The 21,610-nt window shown below is 69.9% G+C and carries 17 protein-coding genes; 6 read left to right on the top strand and 11 right to left on the bottom strand.

Annotated features, from left to right (window positions below; translation table 11 throughout):
* The first annotated feature begins 10 nt into the window (after nt 1–10).
* Entirely contained in the window at nt 11–970 is a 960-nt protein-coding gene (locus tag ACFQVD_RS16145; protein WP_343968869.1) for a dihydrodipicolinate synthase family protein, read from the top strand.
* A gap of 21 nt (nt 971–991) precedes the next feature.
* On the opposite strand, the gene ACFQVD_RS16140 is transcribed toward ACFQVD_RS16145, so the two are convergent.
* Together ACFQVD_RS16140 and ACFQVD_RS16135 are read right to left on the bottom strand one after the other, a co-directional pair.
* On the bottom strand, nt 992–1,726 hold the full coding sequence (locus tag ACFQVD_RS16140; protein WP_343968871.1) for an amidohydrolase family protein: 735 nt from the start codon (nt 1,724–1,726) through the stop codon (nt 992–994).
* Nucleotides 1,723–2,496, bottom strand: coding sequence for an amidohydrolase family protein (locus ACFQVD_RS16135; RefSeq protein WP_343968873.1), 774 nt, complete (start codon nt 2,494–2,496; stop codon nt 1,723–1,725). The genes ACFQVD_RS16140 and ACFQVD_RS16135 overlap by 4 nt, the downstream gene beginning before the upstream one ends.
* Nucleotides 2,497–2,683: 187 nt before the next feature.
* Between ACFQVD_RS16135 and ACFQVD_RS16130 the strand changes: the two genes are divergently transcribed.
* Entirely contained in the window at nt 2,684–4,708 is a 2,025-nt protein-coding gene (locus ACFQVD_RS16130; protein ID WP_343968875.1) for an outer membrane protein assembly factor BamB family protein, read from the top strand.
* Nucleotides 4,709–4,782: 74 nt separating this feature from the next.
* Here ACFQVD_RS16130 and ACFQVD_RS16125 read toward each other — a convergent pair whose 3' ends face one another.
* The 3 genes from ACFQVD_RS16125 to ACFQVD_RS16115 form a co-directional block, all read right to left on the bottom strand.
* Nucleotides 4,783–5,742 (bottom strand): C39 family peptidase, encoded by a 960-nt coding sequence (locus tag ACFQVD_RS16125; protein WP_343968938.1) that lies wholly within the window; start codon nt 5,740–5,742, stop codon nt 4,783–4,785.
* Between the two features lie 90 nt (nt 5,743–5,832).
* Nucleotides 5,833–8,310 carry a hypothetical protein gene (locus ACFQVD_RS16120; RefSeq protein ID WP_343968877.1) on the bottom strand — a complete coding sequence of 826 codons (2,478 nt, stop codon included), beginning with the start codon at nt 8,308–8,310 and terminating at the stop codon, nt 5,833–5,835.
* A gap of 174 nt (nt 8,311–8,484) precedes the next feature.
* Nucleotides 8,485–8,619: a hypothetical protein gene (locus ACFQVD_RS16115; protein ID WP_343968879.1), complete on the bottom strand. Its 135-nt coding sequence runs from the start codon at nt 8,617–8,619 to the stop codon at nt 8,485–8,487.
* Nucleotides 8,620–9,477: 858 nt separating this feature from the next.
* Between ACFQVD_RS16115 and ACFQVD_RS16110 the strand changes: the two genes are divergently transcribed.
* Complete coding sequence (locus ACFQVD_RS16110) at nt 9,478–11,406, top strand: hypothetical protein (RefSeq protein ID WP_343968881.1); 1,929 nt, start codon at nt 9,478–9,480, stop codon at nt 11,404–11,406.
* Nucleotides 11,407–11,535: 129 nt separating this feature from the next.
* On the opposite strand, the gene ACFQVD_RS16105 is transcribed toward ACFQVD_RS16110, so the two are convergent.
* Both ACFQVD_RS16105 and ACFQVD_RS16100 read right to left on the bottom strand, forming a co-directional pair.
* Complete coding sequence (locus tag ACFQVD_RS16105; RefSeq protein ID WP_343968883.1) at nt 11,536–11,946, bottom strand: DUF397 domain-containing protein; 411 nt, start codon at nt 11,944–11,946, stop codon at nt 11,536–11,538.
* A gap of 33 nt (nt 11,947–11,979) precedes the next feature.
* Nucleotides 11,980–12,834, bottom strand: a complete 855-nt coding sequence (locus ACFQVD_RS16100) for a helix-turn-helix domain-containing protein (RefSeq protein ID WP_343968885.1) — start codon at nt 12,832–12,834, stop codon at nt 11,980–11,982.
* Nucleotides 12,835–13,168: 334 nt separating this feature from the next.
* Here ACFQVD_RS16100 and ACFQVD_RS16095 point away from each other — a divergent pair, with 334 nt between their 5' ends.
* On the top strand, nt 13,169–13,693 hold the full coding sequence (locus tag ACFQVD_RS16095) for an ATP-binding protein (protein WP_343968887.1): 525 nt from the start codon (nt 13,169–13,171) through the stop codon (nt 13,691–13,693).
* A gap of 67 nt (nt 13,694–13,760) precedes the next feature.
* Here the strand turns inward: ACFQVD_RS16095 and ACFQVD_RS16090 are convergent, their stop codons facing one another.
* Both ACFQVD_RS16090 and ACFQVD_RS16085 read right to left on the bottom strand, forming a co-directional pair.
* Nucleotides 13,761–15,848, bottom strand: coding sequence for a multicopper oxidase family protein (locus ACFQVD_RS16090; protein WP_343968889.1), 2,088 nt, complete (start codon nt 15,846–15,848; stop codon nt 13,761–13,763).
* 74 nt (nt 15,849–15,922) lie between these two features.
* A complete protein-coding gene (locus ACFQVD_RS16085; RefSeq protein ID WP_343968891.1) occupies nt 15,923–16,447 on the bottom strand; it encodes a hypothetical protein in 525 nt (174 codons plus the stop codon).
* Between the two features lie 85 nt (nt 16,448–16,532).
* Here ACFQVD_RS16085 and cobF point away from each other — a divergent pair, with 85 nt between their 5' ends.
* Nucleotides 16,533–17,285, top strand: a complete 753-nt coding sequence (gene cobF, locus ACFQVD_RS16080; protein WP_343968893.1) for a precorrin-6A synthase (deacetylating) — start codon at nt 16,533–16,535, stop codon at nt 17,283–17,285.
* A gap of 56 nt (nt 17,286–17,341) precedes the next feature.
* Here the strand turns inward: cobF and ACFQVD_RS16075 are convergent, their stop codons facing one another.
* Entirely contained in the window at nt 17,342–18,406 is a 1,065-nt protein-coding gene (locus tag ACFQVD_RS16075; protein ID WP_343968895.1) for a DUF418 domain-containing protein, read from the bottom strand.
* A gap of 223 nt (nt 18,407–18,629) precedes the next feature.
* Between ACFQVD_RS16075 and ACFQVD_RS16070 the strand changes: the two genes are divergently transcribed.
* Nucleotides 18,630–19,145: an alpha/beta hydrolase gene (locus ACFQVD_RS16070; protein WP_343968897.1), complete on the top strand. Its 516-nt coding sequence runs from the start codon at nt 18,630–18,632 to the stop codon at nt 19,143–19,145.
* Nucleotides 19,146–19,205: 60 nt separating this feature from the next.
* On the opposite strand, the gene ACFQVD_RS16065 is transcribed toward ACFQVD_RS16070, so the two are convergent.
* On the bottom strand, nt 19,206–21,548 hold the full coding sequence (locus ACFQVD_RS16065) for a DUF4132 domain-containing protein (RefSeq protein WP_343968898.1): 2,343 nt from the start codon (nt 21,546–21,548) through the stop codon (nt 19,206–19,208).
* Between the last annotated feature and the right edge of the window lie 62 nt (nt 21,549–21,610).

Genomic DNA, 21,610 nt, shown 5'->3' with positions numbered 1-21,610 from the left:
AGTCTTTTAGATGGATATATCGTCACAGGCCGCGCGGCTGCGGGAGCAGCTGCGCGGCACGCTGCTCGCGGCGGCGGCCACCCCCATGACGGCCTTGGGCGAGGTGGACCTCGACCTGGTGACGGCCTATTTCCGCGGCCTGCTCGCCGACGGTGCCGACGGGCTCGCGGTGCTCGCCCACACCGGCCGCGGCCCCTTCCTGCCCCCGCCGGTGCGGTCCGCCGTGATCGAGTGCGCGGTCTCCCTGGGAGTACCGGTGCTGGTCGGCGTCGGCGGCGCCCCTGATGAGACACGGACGGGCGGAGTCACGGTCACGTTGAGCACGGCGCGACCGGACAGCTCGGCGGCTCCCCGGGACGCGCCCTCGGGTTCGGTGGAGCGGGCCGTCGAGGAGGCGCGAGTCGCCGCCGGGCTCGGGGCCGCCGGCGTGCTGGTGTTCCCCTCCGCCACCGACCGGCTCGCCCTGCACGATGCCGTCTGGCGGGGTGCGGGGCTGCCCATGATCGCCTTCGATCTCTACACGCTGCCCTGCCCGCCCGCCGTACTGAAGGAGATCGTCGGCCACCCCGGGGTGGCGGGACTGAAGGCGGCGCTGCTGTCGGACGCGATGGGATGCCAGGAGGCGATACGGATCACCCGTGAGGCGGGACGGCTGGCGATCACCGGGGAGGACCGGATGTTCGGCCCGTCGCTGCTGTGGGGTGCCGAGGCGGCGCTGGTCGGCCTCGCGGCCGCGCGGGTGGGCGTCACCCGCGACGTGATGCGCGCCTTCGCCGGGAACGACCTGCGGGAGTTCGAGCGGGCGTCTGCGCGGCTCGACCGGCTGGCCGCCGCGACGTTCACCGCGCCGATGGAGGGCTACGTCCAGCGCATGCTGTGGCTGGCCGCCGCTGAGGGGCGCGTTCCGCGCTCGCACGCCTTCGACCTGTACGGCCCGGCGACGGAGGAGGCCGTCCTCGCCGAGGTCTGACCCACCCCGCGCCCGGGCCGGTCAGCCGAGCGGAAGGCGGAAGAGGGCGGCGGCGTTGCGCCAGGCCAGGCGGTCGGCCGCGTCGCCGGTCAGTCCCGCCGCCGCCACGGAGCCGAAGGCGGAGGCCGGGTCGATGAGCGTGGAGTCGGTGCCGAACAGCAGCTGTTTCGGGTCCACCGCGGCGGCGACCTCCGCGATGCGCCCGGCGGGGAAGTGCGACCAGCACGGCTCCAGGTAGAGGCGGTCGCAGGCGCGGGCGGCCTCGATGGCGTGCCGGTAGCCGTCCGCGCCCATGTGCCCGGCGATCACGCGCAGGCCCGGGGTGTCGAGACAGACCTGGGCCAGGTCGAGCACGGAGGCGCCCCAGGTGTGCACCAGCGCCGGGACGTCCGCCGCCGCCGCCAGAGCCAGCGCGTCGCGCAGCTGCGGGGAGGTGACGGGGGAACCGGTGTAGTCGGTGTGGATCTTCACGCCGACGAACCGGCCGGTGGGCAGGTAGGTGTTCAGGTCGCGCTCGGCCTCGGCCAGGCGGCGCGGGTTGACGGTCACGTAGCCGTACAGGCGGGCGGGGCCGGACACGGAGTCCAGGTAGGAGGCCAGGACGCGGTTACCCGCCGGGGCGTCGTAGATGACGGCCTCGGTGCCCGACACGATGGCCAGGTCGATCCCGTAGCGGTCCATGGCTCGGATCGTCAGCGCCGAGACGTCCATGGTGAAGAACCACGGACCCCAGTGCGCGTGGACATCTATGATCATGAGGGTTCCCCGAGGAGCAGGCGGCGGGCGTTGCCTCCGGCGACGAGCGCGACCTCGTCGGGCTTCAGGTCGCCGGTGGCCAGGCGGAGCAGGGGAACGAGCGGCTCGTAGTAGGGCGTGCGGGAGCCGAACAGCAGGCGGTCCGCCCCGATCTCGCCGGCGACGGTCTCCAACGCGTCAGGGGAGTTGAGCAGCCGGGTCGAGGTGTGGAAGCCCGGCTCGCCGGCGGCCGCCACGAGGAAGTCACCCAGGTGGTAGAAGTGCGTGTCGAGGAAGACGACCCGCAGGCCGAGACCGGTGAACGGCTGCCAGAATCGGCGCACGTCGCCTCCGGTCAGCACGGTCAGGCCGAGCGCGGCGGCCCGTACGGCGACGTGTCGCACCGAGGGGAAGCCCGCCTCGACGCCCTGCTCGTCGGGGAAGAGCCGGACCGCCCGTACTCCCAGGGCGGCCAGCCGCTCCATCTCGCGCACCGCGCCCAGGGGGTCGCGCAGGTCGAGGGCTCCGACGGGCACGACCGCCGCGCCGCCTGCGGCCGGAAGTGCGGTGCCGCCGGTCGCCGAGGCGAGGGTCTCGTCGTTGCCCGACGCCATGTCGAAGAGCGCGGCACGCAGGCTGGCCACCGCGCCCGCGGTGATGTCGTGGCGGGCCAGGATATGCGGGGCGGGCTCTTGGGGGAGGTCGCGGTCGGGGTAGGCGCCGCCGAGCACGTCGGCGTCGAGCGTCACCACCAGGTCGCCGATCAGGCGCCGGGTGTCGAAGGGTGTCATCCGGGCATCCTTCCGTTCGTATACCGGTCATGACCATAATCTTCGAGACCGGTGACCGCAAGGGTGGGAGCGTTGACGGTTTCCGGTTGAACAGGCTGTTCGGGCGAGAGTGTTGACGGCTTCTGCTCACTTGATTACGGTCTGGACCAATATGGTGCAGAAGTGAATTCTCGCAAGGAGTGGTCCCATGCCTCCCAGCCGATCGCTGCGAGCCGTCCTCGTCACCGCCGCCGCGCTACCCGTCCTGCTCGTCCCCTCGATCGCCGCCGCCGCGCAGGGGCCGCCCGCCGAGCAGAGCCCCGCCGTACAGAGCTCGCGGACTCAGGAGGCGCAGTGCGAGGGGACCGGGGTGCAGAGGTTCGGCCCCGCGTCCGTGACCGGCGCCATCGTCGGCGCCGTCACCCATGAGGGGCGCGGATACGTCGTCACCCGCGGCCTGAAGCCGCCCGTGCTCGCCGAGATCGACCTCGCCACCCGCAAGACGCTCCGCTCGGTGCGGCTGCCCGACGCGCCCGCCGCCGGTGAGGCCGAGGGAGCCTGGGCCATGACGGTCGCGGGCGGCAAGATCTATGCCGGCACCTACCCGGTGCCGGACCTGTACAGGTTCGATCCGGCGACGGGCGAGGTCGAGCACCTGGCCTCCTTCGGCGGCAGCGGCGGGTACATCTGGAGCCTGGCAGCCTCCCCCGACGGGAAGATCTATGCCGGGACCTATCCCGACGGCAGGGTCCGCGAGTACGACCCGGCCACCGGCGCGGTACGTGTCTTCGGGGTGCTGGCCGCAGGCGAGCGCTACGTGCGCAGCCTCACCGTCGACGACCATAACGTCTATGCCGGGCTGCTCGACAAGGCCAAGCTGGTCGCGATCGACCGCGCGAGCGGCGCGGTGCGCGAGCTGGCGGCGGGCGGCACCGGGTTCGGCGCGGTCGCCGAGCACGGTGACCGGGTGCTCGGGGCCAGCGGGAACACCCTCTTCGACGTGCGGAAGGACGGCACGGACGCCAGACAGGTCGGCCTCGGCGACCTCACCCTCGACATGATCGGCTTCGCCGGCGACGGCACCGCGTACGTGTCGTCCAGGCCGCGGGGCACGATCTACCGCTATCGCACGGGCGACACCGCGCTCACCGAGGTCGGCACCCCCAGGACCGGCGAGGAGACCCGCCGGTTGGTGCCCGAGGGCGACACGCTGCTCGGCTTCTCCGGCAGCGGCGGCATGTGGACGATGGACGTGCGCACCGGCCAGACCGCGTTCACCGACTTGATCGAGGCGGGCCTGCCGACCGGCTCGGAGCGCCCGCAGTCGATGCTGCTCGACCGTGGCCGGACGCTGTACGTCGGCGGCCATTTCTCCCTCACCATCCGCGACCTGCGCAGCGGCGACCAGCGCCGGATCTGGCTGCCGGGAGAGCCGAAGGACCTGGTCCGCCGCGGCGACAAGATCTACGCCGCGATCTACCCCAGCGGGCAGATCGTCGAGATCGACCGGCGCGACCGCGTCCGCAGCCTCGGCTACCTCGGTCACGGTCAGCAGCGGCCGTGGGACCTGGAGTACGACCCCCGCACCGACAAGCTGCTCGTCGCCTCGGCGCCACTGGGCGCCAACCTGAAGGGGGCACTGTCGGTCGTCGACCCCGACACCGGCAAGATGGACGTCTACCTGGACGTCATCCCCGACCAGAGCCTCATGAGCCTCTCGCTCGACTCCCGCAAGGGCATCGTCTACCTCGGCGGCGACGTGCTCGGCGGCGGCGGCACCCCGCCGGTGAAGACGTCGGCGTCCGTCGCGGCGTTCGACCTGCGCAGCCGCAAGGTGCTCTGGCAGGTGGACCCGGTCGCCGGCTACCGGACCTTCCAGGACATCAAGGTGCACGACGGCGTGCTCTACGGGGTCTACAAGCGCAACGCGAGCTGGTTCGCGATGGACCTGGCCACCCGCACGATCACTCACCAGGGCCCGCTGCCCGGGTACGGCGAGTTGACCGTCCATCGGGGCCGCGTCTTCACCTCCACCTTCTTCGGCGGCGGCAACGTTTACGAACTGGGCACCGAGGCCAAGCTCGTGGCGACCGGTCTGGGAGACGAGTGGTACACCAACCCGCAGCTCCACTTCGAGCACGGCTCCTGGAACGCCTGGGCCCTGGCCGGGCGTGACCTGGCGCTGATCCGGCTCGATCCCCGCTGCCCGACCTTGACGATCCCTCCGGCCTGAGATTCGCCTTCGAAGCAGACCCAGCCAGGTTCACGAGGCCCTCGTGAACCTGGCACAGCCGGATCAGATGAGCGTCATGTCGCGATGGCCCAGATGTTGTCGTCCACAGCCTGTGCTCCCCTGGCCGCGAAGAAGAGCTCCTCCTGCGTGAGCGACTCCTCCCGCCCGGCGCCCGGATCCCAGACCTTGAAGTTCATGGGCATCCATGGGATGTGGCTCGCGTTGGTTGTCTCGAAGCCGCCGTAGCCGTGGATGACGATGTAGTGCCGGACGCTCCCGGACACGTTCGGAGACCAGGGCAACTGGCCAGGCTTGACGAGAACGGCGACCGGCCTGCCCCTCGACAGCGACGTCACAATCGTGTTGAGTCCGATCTCCCTGGCGGTCCCGCTGGGAGGGATGTCGTAGTCCTTGTAGGGGAAGTCCTGAGGCACGCTTGCGTTGAGGCCGAGTTTCATCATCCACGGCATCGTTCCGAGGGCGGTCGTCTCCGAGATATCGGCCAGGCTGGACTGCGAGGGAGCCGAGATGCCCATCGTGGCGATGATCGTCTGCGCCGATCCGGGACCGCACCAGTTCGACTTCTCCTGATACTTGGCGGAGAGAGTCATGTCCAGGGCGCGTACGGGCGTCCTCCACGCGCCGGCGATACCGAAGGTGGCGTCGGCCACCACATAGGGCCGCCTGAGCGCGGTCCATCCGGTCCAGCATGCGCGACTGCCGTTAGTCGTCATCGTCGGGCACGACTGGGGGATGCTGACGCCGTTGCCACCGAACCAGAGCCTCATGTTGACCTGGAAATTGGTGTACGCGCCGGGGTTGATGAAGGAGATGGCCCGCACTTGCGTGCGTGCCGAGTTGAACTCCAGGCACACCTGATAAGCGGTCCCGTTGTAAGTTCTGGAATTGGAACAGGTCCTGTTCCCGGAACTTGTGGGGTACTCCCCCCAGGTGCCGGCCTGCGCGGGGATCGCGGGGACGGTGACGAACGCGAGCACCGTTCCGCTCAGGACCGCGAGTAATGCTCTGATCATTCTTCGCACGAGCCTGCTTCCTTTGTGTCGAGGGCATGGCTGGTCGAGAGGCCCATATCGGTTCAGGCCGAAGTAAGAGAGGGGCTGTCCTCACTCCTGGGGAACGGCAAGCCTGTACAGCCGCTCGTTGATCTTGTAATAGAGATTGCCGAGGCCGTCGGCCGTCAGGCCTTCCATCCCTGGGATCGTCAGCAGCACGGTCAGCACCTTCGTCGACTTGTTGATCTTGAAGATCTGGTCGCCCATCGTGCCGTACACGTGGAGGGGATCCTGGGTCACGGTCAGCAGCACCCCGTCGCGCCAGGCCAGACTGGGCTTACCGGCATAGTCGGGGTCGGGGAACAGCCGTCTGGCCGTGATCGCCGCGGGCCGCGCCGGATCGAGGGTGAACAGTGAGCCGCCCGCCAGGCCCCAAAGCTCACCGTCCACCTCCGCGAGGGCTGTGACGGCCTTGGGTGCCGTCAGCGGGAGCGGATGTGGGTGCACGGCACCGGTGGTGGGGTCGAAGGAGAACAGTGTGGCCGACGCCCCGGGCGCGTAGACGGGGTCGACACCCAGAGCGCCGCGTGTGGAGGTGCCGCCGAACAGCTTGCCTCCCGCGTAGGCCAGCGAGACGACGGACTGGTTCGGCACCACGCAGAGGGTCCGCCCGGCCGTGCCTTCCTTCCAGACGGTGAGGGCGCCGCTGCGTTTGCCGTACTTCGGCACCGTGCCCATGTAGACGGTGCCGTCCGGCCCGCCGGCGAGCGCGTATGGCCGGTCCTGCGGCGGCGGGCCCTTGCCCGGCTCGCAGTCGTTGGCCTTGTCTCCCGCCTCGCCGCCGGTGTACCTGAGCGTGGGCGGCCAGGAACCCGCGGGGTTGTGGCTGTAGAGCTTGGCCGACGGGTAGACGCCCAGGTAGAGCAGGCCGTTGTGGGCCAGCAGGCTGTCGGTCTGGCTGAGCCCATTGAGGGTCGGGGTGTCCGGCCGGCCGTCGTCGCCGTCGCCCCGCAGCGGGTCGTGGACACCGATGCCGCCGGTCAGGTAGCCGCCGGTGTAGATGTCGCCGTCGGGCCCCGCGCCGAGCGCGTTGATCGCGGCGGGCAGGACGGGGGCGCCGGAGACGACCCTGCTACTCCAGTTGCCGCTCACGGGGTCGTACTTGAAGATCCTGGTGCCGTCCGAGGCCGCACCGAGGCCGACCAACGTGCCGTCGGCCCAGGTGTACCCGGTGACGTCGAGTCCGGGCCGGACGGAGGTCGCCCGCACGGACCCGGTGCCCACGTCGTAGGAGTGCAGTAGACCCTCCTTGACGAACCAGACCTTGCCGTCGCGAGCCGGCGAGTGGTGCAGGTCCACGTCGGTGATCGCGGCGTCTGTGACGGCGGCGTGCGAGCCGTCGGCGTTGCGGACGACGCGCAGGACGAGCAGCGTGCGGTCGATCCAGGCGAACAGCCTGTTCCCCGTCCAGGTGAGCCCGCCCACCATGGAGTTGTGCGCATAGGCCGCCGGAAGGAGGCTGTCCACGCGCCCCGTGACGTTGTCGAACCTGGTCAGCGCGGCGTTCGTGCCGGTGCCCAGGTACGTGGCGTTGGCGTCCGGGTCGTGGGCGAGGCTGCGCACGTACTGAGCGCCGGCCGCGATGGGCACGTTGCCGATCGTGGTGAAGGCGCCGTTGTCGTACTTGAAGTAGCGGCCGTCGTTGTAGGTGCCGCCGTACACCTTCCCGCCCGCTCCCGGCTCCAGGTCCCAGATGAACGAGTAACCGCCCTCCGCCCGCCCGAGGTCGGTGACCGTGGACTGGCCGGGGACGTACCGGTAGAGCTTGGAGTTGGGATAGGTGCCGAGGTAGACGCTGCCGTCGGTGGCCGTGGCCGCCGCCCAGCCGCCGACGGTGGGCGTGACCGCGGTGTCGGGAATGGTGATCTTCCGGGTCACCTCCTCGCCGGCCACGTCGATCACGGCGAGCTGTGGGTTGGCGTCGGCGGTGCCGGTGTAGAGGGCGTAGGCGCTGCCGCCCGAGAAGGTGGTGGCGTTGGGCACGCTGCTCTCGATCTGCACGCCCAGATCGGTCAGGTCCCTGGTGATCAGCACCTCGTCCCAGTAGGCGGTGCCCACGTCGGCCACACCCGAGTAGATGAGGGCCGAGACGGTGGCCGTGCCGGTGGGCGCGACGCCCGAGGCCGTGACGCGGTTCCACCGTCTGCCCGTCACCGAAGCGTTCGCGCCGCCGCCGAGAAGACGGCCGGAGGCATCCCTGAAGCGCAGATACAGATGCGCGGTGCCGCTATCGGCCCAGACCTCGGCGTGCAGTGTGTAGCGAGTCCCCGCCGTGGCGGGCAGGCCCGGCATGCTCTCCCTGCCGTACGCGGCCCCCGGGTCTGTGTCGGCGACGCGCGCAGTGGTGCGCCCGTCCCAGACCACGACGCCGACGCCGCCCGGGCTGTGCGAACCGCTCCATCCGGCCAACCCCTCGTCGAAACCTCCGTTGACGATCCGCAGGTCGGCCGCGGACGCCGACGTGAACGGCACCGCGAGCAGCGCCGCCAGGAACGCCATCGCCACCGCCCCGCGCAGGGCGCGGCTCACGCGCCTGTACCTGTCCTGCGGACAGGCATCGGCCCCGCCAATAGGTCCTCCAGGCGAATCTGCACAGTGCGCCACCTCCACGATGCGTTCATTTGTGTTCAATTTCAGCCACGACCGTAATCTCATATGGCGCCCCCGCGCCCACCGTATGAACCGGCGGGCGCGGGGATCCCCTCACGGCGTGGACGTGTCGGAGCAGGTGATGTAGCCGTAGGACGTGTCCCTCTTGTCGCGATCCGGCAGCAGACTGTCGTTGTCGGCGATGACCGCCAGTCCGGCGGTCGTCAGGCGGGTCATCGAACGGGTCAAGTTCTGCTCCCCGGGTTAAGGTCGGCCCGCGGGCGGCGGGCTGAGCATGATCGTTAGTTTGCATACCGTGTCGATTACGGTCAAGGCCCAAATAAATGAAATGGGACCGAGGCGGACCAACATCCAACGCCGGCCGAGTCCCCCTGATTCGGTTCGGGAAGTTCACCTTGACCTACCGGAAACCGGCGTGTGCTCCGCGACACAGGCCCGGCTCGGCCCAGCCGATGCCGCGCGAGTTGGCGACGCGGCCGGTGATCGGCGCGCCAGTGCCGGTGACGGCACGGGTGCGCGGGGTCGCAGTAGACCCGGCCCTGCTCGCCGGGCGGGGAGGCGTCGAGCCTGTCGGCCCACGCGCCCGCGGCGGTGACCTACCCATGCGTGGGACCCGGACTCGCGCTGCCGAACGAGCGGGGCGTCCTGCGGCGGCACGCCCAGCTCGGTGATCCTGCCCAGGGTGTGGGCCTCGGCGGACCCCTGGGGTGCCGGCGCGGCGGATGCCGCGGCGACGATCGCCAATAATTTTCCTATTAGGGTCATGACCGGAAACCTAAAGGACGCTAATCTTTCCGTCGTGGGTCGATTTCGGCAACGACCGAATTGGAAAGACTCATGCGTCTACCCCCTGCCCTGCTTCTCCTCCCTGCTCCCGCCACCCCCGCCCACGCCGCCGTGCTGCCCGGCGGAAAGGTCTGCTCCGTCGTCACGCACGACCGTCCGCGCGCGACCTCGCCCTCGAACCGGGTCGATCTGGGCGGCCACATCTTCGGTACGGCCGGGTCCGCGCCGAGACCTCTTCCCACATCGGAGCGGTGTCCTACGACCCACTCCCATCCATGGTGACCGGAAAGGTTCCCCCACATGATCCACCGTCGTAGATTCCTGCAGCTCACCGCCGTCGCGGGCGGCTCCGCACTGCTGCCCGCCGTCCCCGCCCACGCCCACACCGCCGCCGAAGGCGAGGTGACCGTCCTGGGCCCCGCCAGCGTCACCAGCGCCCTCGGCAACGGCGAGTTCGTCGGCGGCGTGCTCTACGCCGGCACCCGTGGGCTGTCACCCAACGTCGTGGGCGCATACGACCTGGCCCGCGACACGGTGACCGGGCACACCGACATCCCCACGGGCATCGGCGTGTGGGCGATGTGCGCCGTCGGCACCGATGTCTACGTCGGTACCCACGGCCGCTCCGACCTCTACCGGCTCGACACGCTCACCGGCGCGCTGTCCAAGGTGGGCGCCTACAGCCACCCCTACATCTGGAACATGGCCTCCTCACCCGACGGCAAGGTCTACCTGGCGATCTCCGAACCTGGCCGGGTCGTGGAGTACGACCCGGTCACGGGAACGAGCCGCGACCTGGGCGTCATCGTCGAGGGTGAGGCGTACGTGCGGAGCATCGCCGTCGACGCCACCACCGTCTACGCGGGTATCGGCGCGCACGCCCATCTGATCGCGATCGACCGGGCCACGGGTGCCAAGCGCGACATCCTGCCCGCCGAACTGGCCGCCCGCGACTTCGTCGCGAGCCTGACGATCTCCGATACCCACCTCGCGGGCGGTATCTCCTCCAACGGCGAGGTGCTGGTGATGTCGAAGTCGGACCCGTCCGACCACCGCGTGCTCGCCACCGGAGAGAAGTACATTCCCTCGGTCCTGCTGCACGACGGCTATGTCTACTTCACCGGGCGGCCCACCGGCACGCTCTACCGCTGCCGACTGGACGGCGGCGCGGTGGAGACGCTCGGCGTGGCGCTTCCCGAGGCGGCCACCCACCGGCTCCTCTCGCACGAAGGCCGGGTCTACGGCGTCCAGGACGGCGCGGTCTTCGTCTATGACCCGGCCGACGGCTCGCTCGACTACGTCAACCTCGTCCAGCGGGGGTTCAAGGCCGCGCCGGAACAGCCCATGTCCGTGCACTCCGACGGGCGGCGGGTCTACGTCGGCGGCAAGGGCGGCGCCGACATCCACGACCTGAAGGCGGGCACCAGCACCCGCCTCGGCATCCCCGGCGAGCCCAAGACCGCGCTCACCGTGCGGGACGTCACCTATCTCGGCGTCTACACCCAGGGCCTGCTGTACGCGCACCGGGCCGGCGAGCCGTCGGCCACGTTGCTCGCCAAGACGGGCAACCAGCAGGATCGCCCCCGCGACCTCGCCCACGACGCGCTGACCGGGCTGATCGCGATGACCACCCAGCCCGAGCCCGGCCAGCTCAACGGCGCGCTGTCGCTCTACTCCCTCCGCACGGGGAAGCTGGACACCTACCGGCCGGTCGTCGAGCGGCAGAGCCTGTACGCCGTCACCTGCCGGACCGGGGTCGCCTACCTCGGCACCAATATCCAGGAGGGCCTCGGACTTCCGCCGGTCACCACGACCGCCCGGCTGGCCGCCTTTGACCTGCGCGCGCGCAGGCTGCTGTGGCAGCTCGAACCCGTGCCGGGTGCGAAGGTCGTCCGGGGCCTGGCGCACACGCCCCTGGCCGTGTACGGCGTGACGGACACCGGGATCCTGTTCGAGTACGACCTGTTGCGCCGCAAGGTCACCCGCACCGTGCAGGTCGGTGCGAAGGGGAGCGACCTGCATGTGTCCGGTCTGGTCGCCTACACCACCGACGGTGACGCGATCTACAAGGTCGACCTCGTGACGTTCGCCGTGAAGACCATCGCCTCCGGCCTGGCGGGCGAGTGGTTCGGTGGCGAGCCGAAGCTGGCCCTCGACCCCTCGCGCAGGGCACTGTACGGCGTGCGCGGCCGCGACCTGGTCCGGATCGCCGTCACCGGGCGGCGCTGACCACGGCTGGCCGGTCATCCCCGGGCCGCGAGCACCATGGCCCGGGGCCTCGCTCACATCGTCGCGCGGGCGGGGGCGTCCAGACAGTCGCTGCGAGCGCTTTTATGCCAGAAAGTTCTGCGATCGGGGTCAGGCATTGGCCGGGGTGGAGAGTAGCCAGGGGAGGGTGAACTCGTCGTCGTGGGTCACTCCGTCGAGGAAGGCGTGCCATTCGCCGAGGGTGTAGGTGACGGTGGATGTGGGCGGGGTGTCGCTGTCCTGGATCGTGACGTGTTCGCCGTCGAAGCCGATGAGGAGGCGGCCCGCGAAGAGGGCGGGGGTGCCCAGCCTCTGCGGGGCGAGATCACCGGCGTGTACGTGGTCGAGGAAGGCGAGCCAGTCCTCCGGGGTGATGGTGATGGTCGGGCCCTGGGGGGAGGGGTTGTTGGAGTTGTGCAGCCAGACGACGGTGCCGTCGAAGCGGGCTTCGACGCAGTTGCTCTGAGCGCCACTGCGAGCGCTTTTACGCCAAACTCCGCAGGAATGCTGATCGCCAACCATCGTTGAACGTCCTCCCTGGATAAATCATGCCAATTAGAGCGTAACGGCTATCTCCTGCAGGAAAGAGTCTGATTTATCAGGATTCAGGGCAAGGTCGCAGAGGTGGTCGAAAGCTCGGAGATACTGTTCGACGCTGTGTTCGTCTTCGATGTAGGCATCGGTGTTCATCGTCTCGACGTGGGCAACGTCCAGGCTGGGAAGACGCAGGATGGTGAAGGCTCCTGACATTCCAGGATGAGGTTGGCCGGTGAACGGCAGAATCTGCAGGGTGACGTTGGGCCATGCCGCGCACTCGCGTAGATACTCGATCTGATCACGGAAGATCTCCGGGCCGCCGATGGGGTGGCGGAGGGCGGCCTCGCTGATCAGGGCGTGTAGGGTGACCGGCTCCTGCCGCCTGAGGATGGTCTTGCGCGCCGCCCGGACGGCGACGAATTCCCCAAGCTCGGTGGCGCTGCTCAGACCTTGCATGGCGGATACGAACGTTCGGGCATACGCCTCCGTCTGTAGCAGCCCCGGCATCAGGTATGCCTCGTAAGTTCGGATCTCGGTCGCCGTCGATTCGAGCCGTATCAGGTCTACGTACGAAGGCGCCAACGCGTCGCCGTGCTCGACCCACCAACCGCGTCGTTCCTGCTGTATCTCGGCTGCGACGATCATGAGCTTGTCGTGGACGTTCGGGTCGGTGACTCCGTAGGCGGCCAGGATCGGAGGCACGTCGCGCGGAGGGATGCCGACCATGCCGTTTTCGATACGGCTGAGTGAGGCCGTGGAACGTTTGCATTTGTCGGCCGCTATGGCAAGTGAGGGGATTCCCGCCGCCGCTCGAAGTTCTGCCAGTTTCGCGCCGAGCCAGCGCTGTCGAAGTGACGGTATGTCGGTGTTCATTTTCCCTCCCGTAGTGATGAGCCCGATCAAGGCGGGCCGAAAATGGAACTCAGCGTAACTATTTCGCTCAACCAGCTTGCGTGACGGAACCGCGAAGCTCACTGTAGACCTCAGCGATCGGTCACCGAAGGTGATCGATCAAAAGCGATTTGTAATCAAGATTGGGCGGGCTCGGTGCTTGAAGCATCGGGGGCGTCGCTCACGTCGCGGAAGGTGGTGACCGTGTGAGCTGCCGGGTGGTGGCGTACTGCCATGGGGTCGGGCCGTGTCAGGCGGCGATGGAACGTTCCCGGGCCGATCGGCGCCGTGGACGAGGGAAGGGACAGGTATGATCATGAAGCGTTCGCGTGCTCTGATCGTCGGCGGGATCTCCGGGTTGTTCCGGGGCGGGCGTTTCGGCGGTGCGGATCGGAGGTTCTCCGGCCTGGACTGGCAGTTGTTCGCGCTGGACGTGCTGTCCGCCTCCCCGAGTTTCTCCCGCCGGTTCGCGGCCACGGCCTCGCAGGTCAGGCCCGCCCGCACCTTCGTCGCGGACCTGCTGGGGGACGAGCATCCGCGTAGGGACGACGCCGTCCTGCTCACCAGCGAGCTTGCCGGGAACGTGATCCGGCACGCGATCCAGCGGGAGTTCCTCGTCTCGCTGGCGTTCGCCACCGGCGGCGTGCTGGTCGCGGTCCGGGACTGCGGTTCGTCCAGGATCCCGTACCCGAGACAGGCGGAGGAGGAGGCCCCGAGCGGCCGGGGTCTCGCCCTGGTCGACACCCTGGCGGCCCGCTGGGGTTTCCACCGATCCCCCGGGAGCACGAGCGTCTGGTTCCAACTCGCCACGCCCCTGCCCGGCCTGGGCGGAGACGGCTGATCATTCGGGGTTGTTCCCCCGGTTTCGGCTTGTCGCCTCCTGCCTGGCCTGGGCTGGGAGTGGCTGATCATTCGGGGTTGTTGCCGGAGGCATGACCGGCGTCGTAGGGGGTGGTGACGCCCTCGTAGGCGAAGTGGAAGGTCATGCCGAGGGCCGCGTGGCCCAGGTCGTGGCAGTGCGACAGCCAGATGCCCGGATTGTCGGCGCGCAGCGCGACCTCCCAGACCTCTCCGGGGCCGACGTCGAAGGTGTCCATCCACAGCTCTCCGGTGGCGGGTACGCCGTTGCGGGACAGCACGCGGACGTGGTGGCCGTGCGGATGGATGGGGTGGACGTCCCCGCTCCGGTTCGCCACCGTGATCTTCACCAGTTCACCCTCGCGCAGCACCGGGGTGGTGATGCGCGGCCAGACCTCGCCGTTGACCGTGTGGGCCAGGGTGGGGACCCCGTCCAGCATGGCCAGGCCCCGGTCCAGGATCCAGCCGATCTCCCGGTCGAACCGTTCGGGGCGCTCGGACCCGTCGGACCTGCCGGGCTCGGAAAGGCCGTCCGAGTCGTACGTCGCGATGTCCAGCAGGGGGCCGGCGGCCGGTGCCGGGGCGGTGCCCGAGCCGGGGGTGACCAGCAGGCCGAGGTCGGCGCGGCCGTCCACCGAGAGCAGGACGGGCGCCGCGGGCATCGTGAAGGTCAGGTCGTAGCGCCCGCCCGCGGCCAGCTGGACCCGCCGGTCCCCGATCTCGCCGGGCCGTGACAGGTCCCGTCCGTCCACGGCGGCGATCCGGTACGGCGTGCCGCTCAGGCCCAGTGTCCGCCGGACGTTGTCGGTCGCCGTGACGCGGAGCCGGACCGGCGTCCCCGGGGTGACCCTGAGCCGGGCCAGGCCGTCCACCGGGCCTTCGTCGTCGACGGCCACCGTCTGGATGCCGCCGAGCACATGGGTGGAGACGGTGTGGTCCGACACCTTCGTCCCGGTGCCGGTTGAGGAGCCGGAACCGGCCGGTCCGCCCGAGGTGTCCGAGGCACCCGATGGGGACCCGGGGGAGGCCGCCGTTGGAGAGGTGCTCGCGCCTTTGGCCGCCGGGTCGACGACGAGCATGCCGTACAGGCCCATCCGGACCGCCGGGTCCGACAGGTCGTGGCTGTGGTACCAGTAGCTGCCCGGGTCCTCGGCCAGGAAGCGGTAGACGAACTCGCCTCCCGGCTTCACCGCGTCCTGGGTGACGCCCGCGACACCGTCCTCGCCAACGGGGACGTCGTAACCGTGCCAGTGCAGGGTCACCCCGATGTCGGGCATCGCGTTGCGCAGCCGCACCTCGACCAGTTCCCCCTGGCGGACGCGGATGGTGGGACCCGGCACCGTGCCGTCGAACGTCCACGCCTCGACGCGGCGGCCGGAGGCCAGGGTCACGGTCGCGGGCCTGGCGGTGAGGGTGAAGCGCCGTACCTTCGCACCGGTGGCCGGACCGCGCAGGTCCGTCACCGCCCTGGTCGCGGCGGCGGGCCGGACGGTGCTCTGGGCGCCGTCCCGGTGGTGGGCGCCGAGATCCAGCGTCGCGGGTATCCGGCTCGACCACGCCGACAGGCCCGCCCAGACCAGGGCCGCGCACAGCACCGCGATCCCCGCCGTGGTGCTCCACCTCCCGCGCGCCACGGTTCCGGTCGTGGTCTCCGCGTCTCCCGTACGGGAGACGGTACCGAGCAGCTGCCAGGTGATGGTGGCACCGACGGCGACCAGGGCGACGAGGACGCCGGACAGGACCGGAGGGACGGGGTGGGAGACCGTGAGTGCCGCGACGACACCGCCCAGGGCGCCGTACCCGGCGGTCAGCGTGGGCACGGCGGTGGCGGGTGACGGCGAGGGGCGGAACAGCCGGGGGAGGGCGACGACGGCGGTGACCAGCGCGGGGACGCCGACCAGCGGCAGGGCGAGGACGAGCTTGTCGGCGGCGAACCACCACCCCGAACGGCTCAGCATGACCGCCAGTCCGACGCGCAGGCCGGTGGCGGCCAGTGCCGCCAGGGTCAGGCCGAGGGCGATCAGGCGGGTGCGGCGGTCGCGGCGGGCCATGACCGTGCCGACCCCGGCGCCGAGCCAGAGCGCGGCGACGAGAACGAGCAGAATGCGGTCCAGGGCGAGGAGCTGCGCGGTATTCATGATCTTTCAGGGTGGGTCGAAGAGCCGGAACCGTGAGAGACGGCGCGGCAGTGGGAGGAGCGGACCGGGTGAGGTCAGAACGAGGAGGAGACCAGGTGGGGGGTCCGCCCCCTGGCGTGGGCGGCAGTCGAGGCCAGCGCCCTCGCCTCGCGGAAGATCACCACGGAGGCCCAGAGCAGCACCAGGCCGAGGACCGCGTGGAAGCCGAACACGATGTGGGCGAAGGTGTTGGTCTGCTCCTTGGTGGCGCCGGACAGCTCGACCAGCGGGAAGATCACGAAAAGCTGGCCCAGCACGACCGCCAGCGGGACGAGGCTCAGCCAGATCATCTTGCCGCCGGCGCGGGCCGCCGCGGCGACGATCGCGGTGATCAGGGAGAGCGCCGGGATCACCGCGACCCCGTTGATCGCGTGCGGGGTGATGGCACTGGAGGCACCCGGGCTCGGGGTGGGGCGCTCGAAGGCGCCGAAGGTGGAGAGGTAGAACTGGGCGATCACGGCGAGCAGCAGGAGTGCGGCGGAGCCGAGGAAGACCTTGCGCATGGAACGTTCCTTGAAGTGCAGGTCGGGGGAGGTTGACGATCCAAGGGTCGCCTTCACCACTTGGCAGGCTCTTGCTGTTGTCTGCGCCGCCACTTGGGGCCCCTGTGCCGGATCCCGGAACGGTACGGGCAGACTTTGCCGGGTGAAGCGAATCCTCATCATCGGCATCGGTGCCGGTGATCCCGACCATCTCACCCTCCAGGCGGTCAAGGCCATCGCCCGTACCGACGTGTTCTTCGTCCTGGACAAGGGCGAGGCCAAGCACGACCTCGTCCAGTTGCGGCACGACCTCGTCGACGCGCACGCCCGCCCGCCGTACCGGATCGTCGAGGCCGGCGATCCCGAACGGGACCGGACCACTCCGGACTACGCGCCCGCGGTCGAGGACTGGCGCTCGCGCCGCGCCGACGTCTGCGAGCGGTTCATCCGCGACGAGCTCGCCGAGGGGCAGACGGGTGCCTTCCTGGTGTGGGGCGATCCGGGCCTGTACGACAGCACCCTGGCCATCGTCGAGGAGATTCGGCAGCGGGGCTCGGTCCACTTCGAGCACGAGGTGATTCCGGGTGTCAGCAGCGTGTCCGCGCTCACCGCCCGGCACCGGGTCGGCCTGACCCGGGTCGCCCGGCCGGTGCACGTCACCACCGGCCGACGTCTCGCCGAGGAGGGGCCCTCGGCCGACGACGTCGTCGTCATGCTGGACGCGCACTGCGCCTTCGCCGATCTGGGCGCCGACTTCGACATCTACTGGGGTGCCTACGTCGGCACCCCCGACGAGATCCTGGTCGCCGGACCGGTGCCCGAGGTCGCCGACCGCATCCGCGAGCTGCGTGCCGAGGCGCGGGCACGCAAGGGCTGGATCATGGACACCTACCTGCTCCGCCGGGTGTCTCGCTGAGCGTTCGTCGCGGCGGCCCGCACCGGCCGCCGCACGTCCGGCAGGATGAGCTCAGCTCATGGGGTGCGCAGGGTGGGACGGCGGGCCCAGGTGGCCCAGCGCCAGAGCCACTCCATGGGGCCCTGGCGATAGCGGCGCAGCCAGAGAGTGGAGAACAGCCACTGGGCCGCCAGGATGACTCCCGCGGCTTGGAACGCGGCCGACGACGACTGGCCGATCGGCAGGCCGAGGACGTGAGCGGCCGCCAGAACGAGGAGTGTGGCGGTCAGGTAATTGGTCAGCGCCATCCGGCCCAGTGGCGCGAAGACGAACCGCAGCGCCGGTCGCAGCGGTGTTCTGAGCAGGACCAGCAGGACGCACACGTATATACCGGCGAGCAGCAGATCGGCCAGGGTGGTCGTGGCAGGCAGGTACGTCGTGGCCCCCACGGCCCGCATGTCGGCCTGTACCCATAGGGCGGCGGCCAGTCCCGCCGCGAAGACCAGGCCCAGCAGGAGCGGCCCTCGGGTGGACCGTTCGATCTTCTCGATCACCCCGTACCGGACCAGTGCCGAGCCCAGCAGGAACAGCCCGGCGATCAGCAGGGGCCCGCCCCCGCTGATCACCGCCCCTGTCACGAACGCGGCGGAGAGGCCGGCCACGGCCCACCGCGGCAGCCAGCTCGAGGGCAGCAGCACCAGCAGGCCGGCGATGGCGTACTTGGTCAGGACTTCGCCCGGCCACAGCAGCATGTGTACGAGGCCGATCGCGAGCAGCGTCAGAAGCCGGCGCAGCAGGGCCAGCCGTGGGCGGGGGGCGCGGTTCGCGGCGGAGTCCAGCAGCAGCGAGAACCCGATGCCGAACAGCAGGGAGAAAATCGGGAGCCCGAGCCAAGGGTCCCAGTCCCCCAGGGGCTGCGCCACGACGGCGGTGCCGCCGTCGGCTATCAACTGGATGTTGGCGAGCAGGATCTCACACAGCGTGAACCCGCGCAGAACGTCGAGCGCGGCGATACGCGCCCGGCCGGGAGAGGTCGTCTGCGGGGTCTCCCATGCCGTCGCCTCGGCGCGGGCGGAGGGGGCACCGGGAGCGCCGGTCGGATCTCCGGGGTTCGGTCCCGGAGCGTGATCTTCATAGGGCATGGGGCCTCATCATGCGGACGCGGCCCGGTACGGACATCGACCACAAGTCGGGTCTCGCGGTCTGCGACCATACTTTCGGCCGATTTCAGCGCAGATGTCAGTCGCTAGATGTCGGCGTGCTTTCAGCGCACGATCTTCTCCTCCGGCCACGCGCTGAGGTACCGACTCACTTGTATTTCGGCAACCCCTCCGTCGCCCGGCTCACCACGCCGGATTCCCATTCGTGCTCGACCAGTTGACCGGTCCGCGGCCCAAGTGGAAGGGCAGCGCCCTGATCGATCCGGCCCGGATCGCGATGGCGGGCCAGTCCATCGGAGGGGCCGCCGCCCCGGAGACCATGTTGAAGGACTCCCGGGTGCGCGCTGGGATCAACATGGACGGCAGCATGTTCCTCCCGATCCCCGGGAGCGGACTGGCGCGACCGTTCATGTTGATGGGCGCCCCCTCGGACGACAGCACCTGGAAACGTGACTGGGAGCACCTGACCGGGTGGAAACGCTGGCTGGTGGTGAAGGGGGCGCTGCACCCGTCCTTCACCGACTACGACATGCTGCTCCAGCAGCTCGGTGTGGATCTCGGCGGCGGCCTGAAGGAAACCCGCTCGATGGACATCACCCGTAAGTACGTCGCCGCCTTCTTCGACCTGCAGCTGCGCGGCAAGCCGCAGCCCCTGCTGGACAAGCCCTCTCCGCGCTACCCCGAGGTCCGATTCTGCGCACCTTCGGCCAGGAACTGCTGATGTTGAACGCCTGCGCTCCAGGCCGATGATCATCCATGGCAGCGGTGTCCGAGTGGTCGTTCAGCCGAGCTGCCGGGTGATCGTCGGGTCGGTGATCGCCGTGTCGTCGGCCAGGAGGTACGCCTTCGAAAGGATCACCGACAGCGTCCCCCCGTCGTCCTCGAACGGCAGGAACACCGATCCGGCCGCGCGCCCGCTCGCCGGGACGACGCACAGGTACGCGTCGTTGGGCTCCATCAGGATGTTCGTCGACCCCAGATGGATCTTGTACGTCCTCAGATCACCCCGTACGAGAAGGAATCTGTCGGTCAGCTCCACCCGGGAGGAGATCTTCAGTTTCGGCAGCAGCCGCGCCAGCACCTCGCGCCGGGTCTTGGCCGTCTCCGTCAGCTCGCCGAAGCCGTGGGAGCGCCAATAGCGTTCGTGGCCGATCAGCGCCTGGTCGTCGCGGGCGACCGAGGCCACGCCCACGGCGAGGTCGGCCTCGCGGAGGATCTCCGACAGCACCAGCGGCGGCAGATCGGCCATCGACGCCGGTCGCCCGTCGCGGTGGAAGGTGATGCTCTCGGTGGCGCACAGCATGGTGGTCTCGGCCCCGGGGGCGGAGACGATGTGCATGGCCCAGCGGGCCTGCCAGCCCGCCAGGTCGCGCACCACCTCGCCCTGGTCGCCGCCGTTCTCGTAGTCCCAGTTGCCGATCGACCGGCCGGTCCAGCCGCGCTGGCCCAGCAGGGTCCGGGCCTGGCCGTAGCGCAGAATGTGGCCGGCGAAACGGTTGGAGAAGGTGCCGGTCCGCTCCTCGGCGGGGGTCAGCAGGTAGAGCTCGCGGAAGACCTGCTTGAACGGCTGGCGTACACCACCTTCGAGAAGACGGTCGCGCCACGCCGCCACCTCGTCGGCGGTCGCGTGGATCGGGTGCCACAGGCCCGCCACGGCGTCGGGGGCGGGGCGGTGGCCGGCCAGTTCCCAGCCGTCGGCGGTCTTGACCGGCAGGGCCGCCGGGCCGCCGGCGATCTGCCAGACCAGGGCGCGGGCGTAGGGGCCGGTGACGGGATGGTCGAGGAAGTACTCGGTCACCTCGCGCCAGTGCCACGTCCGTTCATGGACGATCGCCTGTTCCAGGCGGGACCGCTCGGCCGCCTGCGTCAGCTTGAGCTCCTTCAGGATGGCCCGCAGATCGGACAGCTCCGCGCGCAGATCCTTCGGCAGCGACTTGACGGTCTTGCCGGCGGCGTTCACGTAGCGCAGGGCGGGCACGTCGGCGCACAGCCTGACCCGGTAGTCGCCGATCTTCTCCTCGCGGACGCCGTCGGTGTCCAGGCCGAAGGTGGGGACCGTCCGGTCGAGCAGCTGCTCGCGGGTCAGCCCGTTCTCGTCGGCCACCGCGTCGAGGGCGAGGCTCAGATTCCTCTGTACGGACCTCGCGCGCACCTTCGCCTGGATTCTGGACAGCGGGACGATCACGTCGAGGCCGCCCCTGCGGGCCAGGACGCCGACGGCGGCGTTGGTGACGGGTTCGCAGCGGCACGTGGAGCCCATCCCGTTGCTGCCGGTGCCGCAGGTCATCGCGACGTCGGTGACGAGCGAGGTCACCCAGCGCTCGTCGATGACCTGGCAGGTCCACAGGATGCCGCGCACCACGACGATGGTGTCCTCCTTGAGGAAGACCTTGTCCCGCCACTCCTCGTCGTCATAGCGGACGACCCAGTCTCCGCCCCGGTAGGCCACCAGCCGCGTGAGCAGCTCACGGACCAGCGCGACCGCGCCGGGGGTGAGCATCCGCGCGGCGTTCCTGAGCCACCGGGCGCTGGGTTTGGTGGAGCGTGCGGTGTTCCAGTGGCGGAACAGCGGCAGCACCTCGACCAGGCGCGGGCCGTACTCCTCGGCCAGCATGCGGGCGAAGTGGTCGGTGTCCCCGATCTCGGTCCGGACCACCCCGGCCGGGCCGTGCTCGGCGGGTTCGGTGAGCAGCTCGGTCACCTGCTCGGCCAGGAGCGCCCGCGCGTCCTTCAGCCACGCTCCCGACGTCAGCCAGCGCAGCAGGTCCCGGCGCAGCTGGTAGTCGAACCGGCGGGCCGCCGCGAGCGGGATCCGGAACAGCTCCTCGTAGCGGGTGTGCCCCTGCCGCACCCAGTACTCCGCCCGGCCCATGAGGTGGTGCGCCTCCCGGTAGGTGAAGTCGATGTCGCGCTCGGCCACCGACCGGACCACGCGCAGCACCCGCTCGTCGTAGTCGTGGCCGCCTTCCGGCCCCAGCCAGAGCCTCATCTGCGCGTAGGTGCCGTAGACCCGCCAGTCGACGCCGGGGCCGGGGTCGAGTCCCTGCTCGGTGAGCTCGTCGAACCGCTGGTAGGCGGCCCTCGTGGCCAGGTCCATGTGGTCCCATTTGCCCGCTGACGTCATGACATGGCTCCACTAATGATCGGAAACGCTGGGTGATCATGGGTATCAGCCGGAACCGACAG

The organism is Streptosporangium amethystogenes subsp. fukuiense (genome assembly GCF_042665875.1).
GTDB classification, from domain to species: domain Bacteria; phylum Actinomycetota; class Actinomycetes; order Streptosporangiales; family Streptosporangiaceae; genus Streptosporangium; species Streptosporangium fukuiense.
This window is presented reverse-complemented; position numbering and strand designations above follow the sequence as displayed.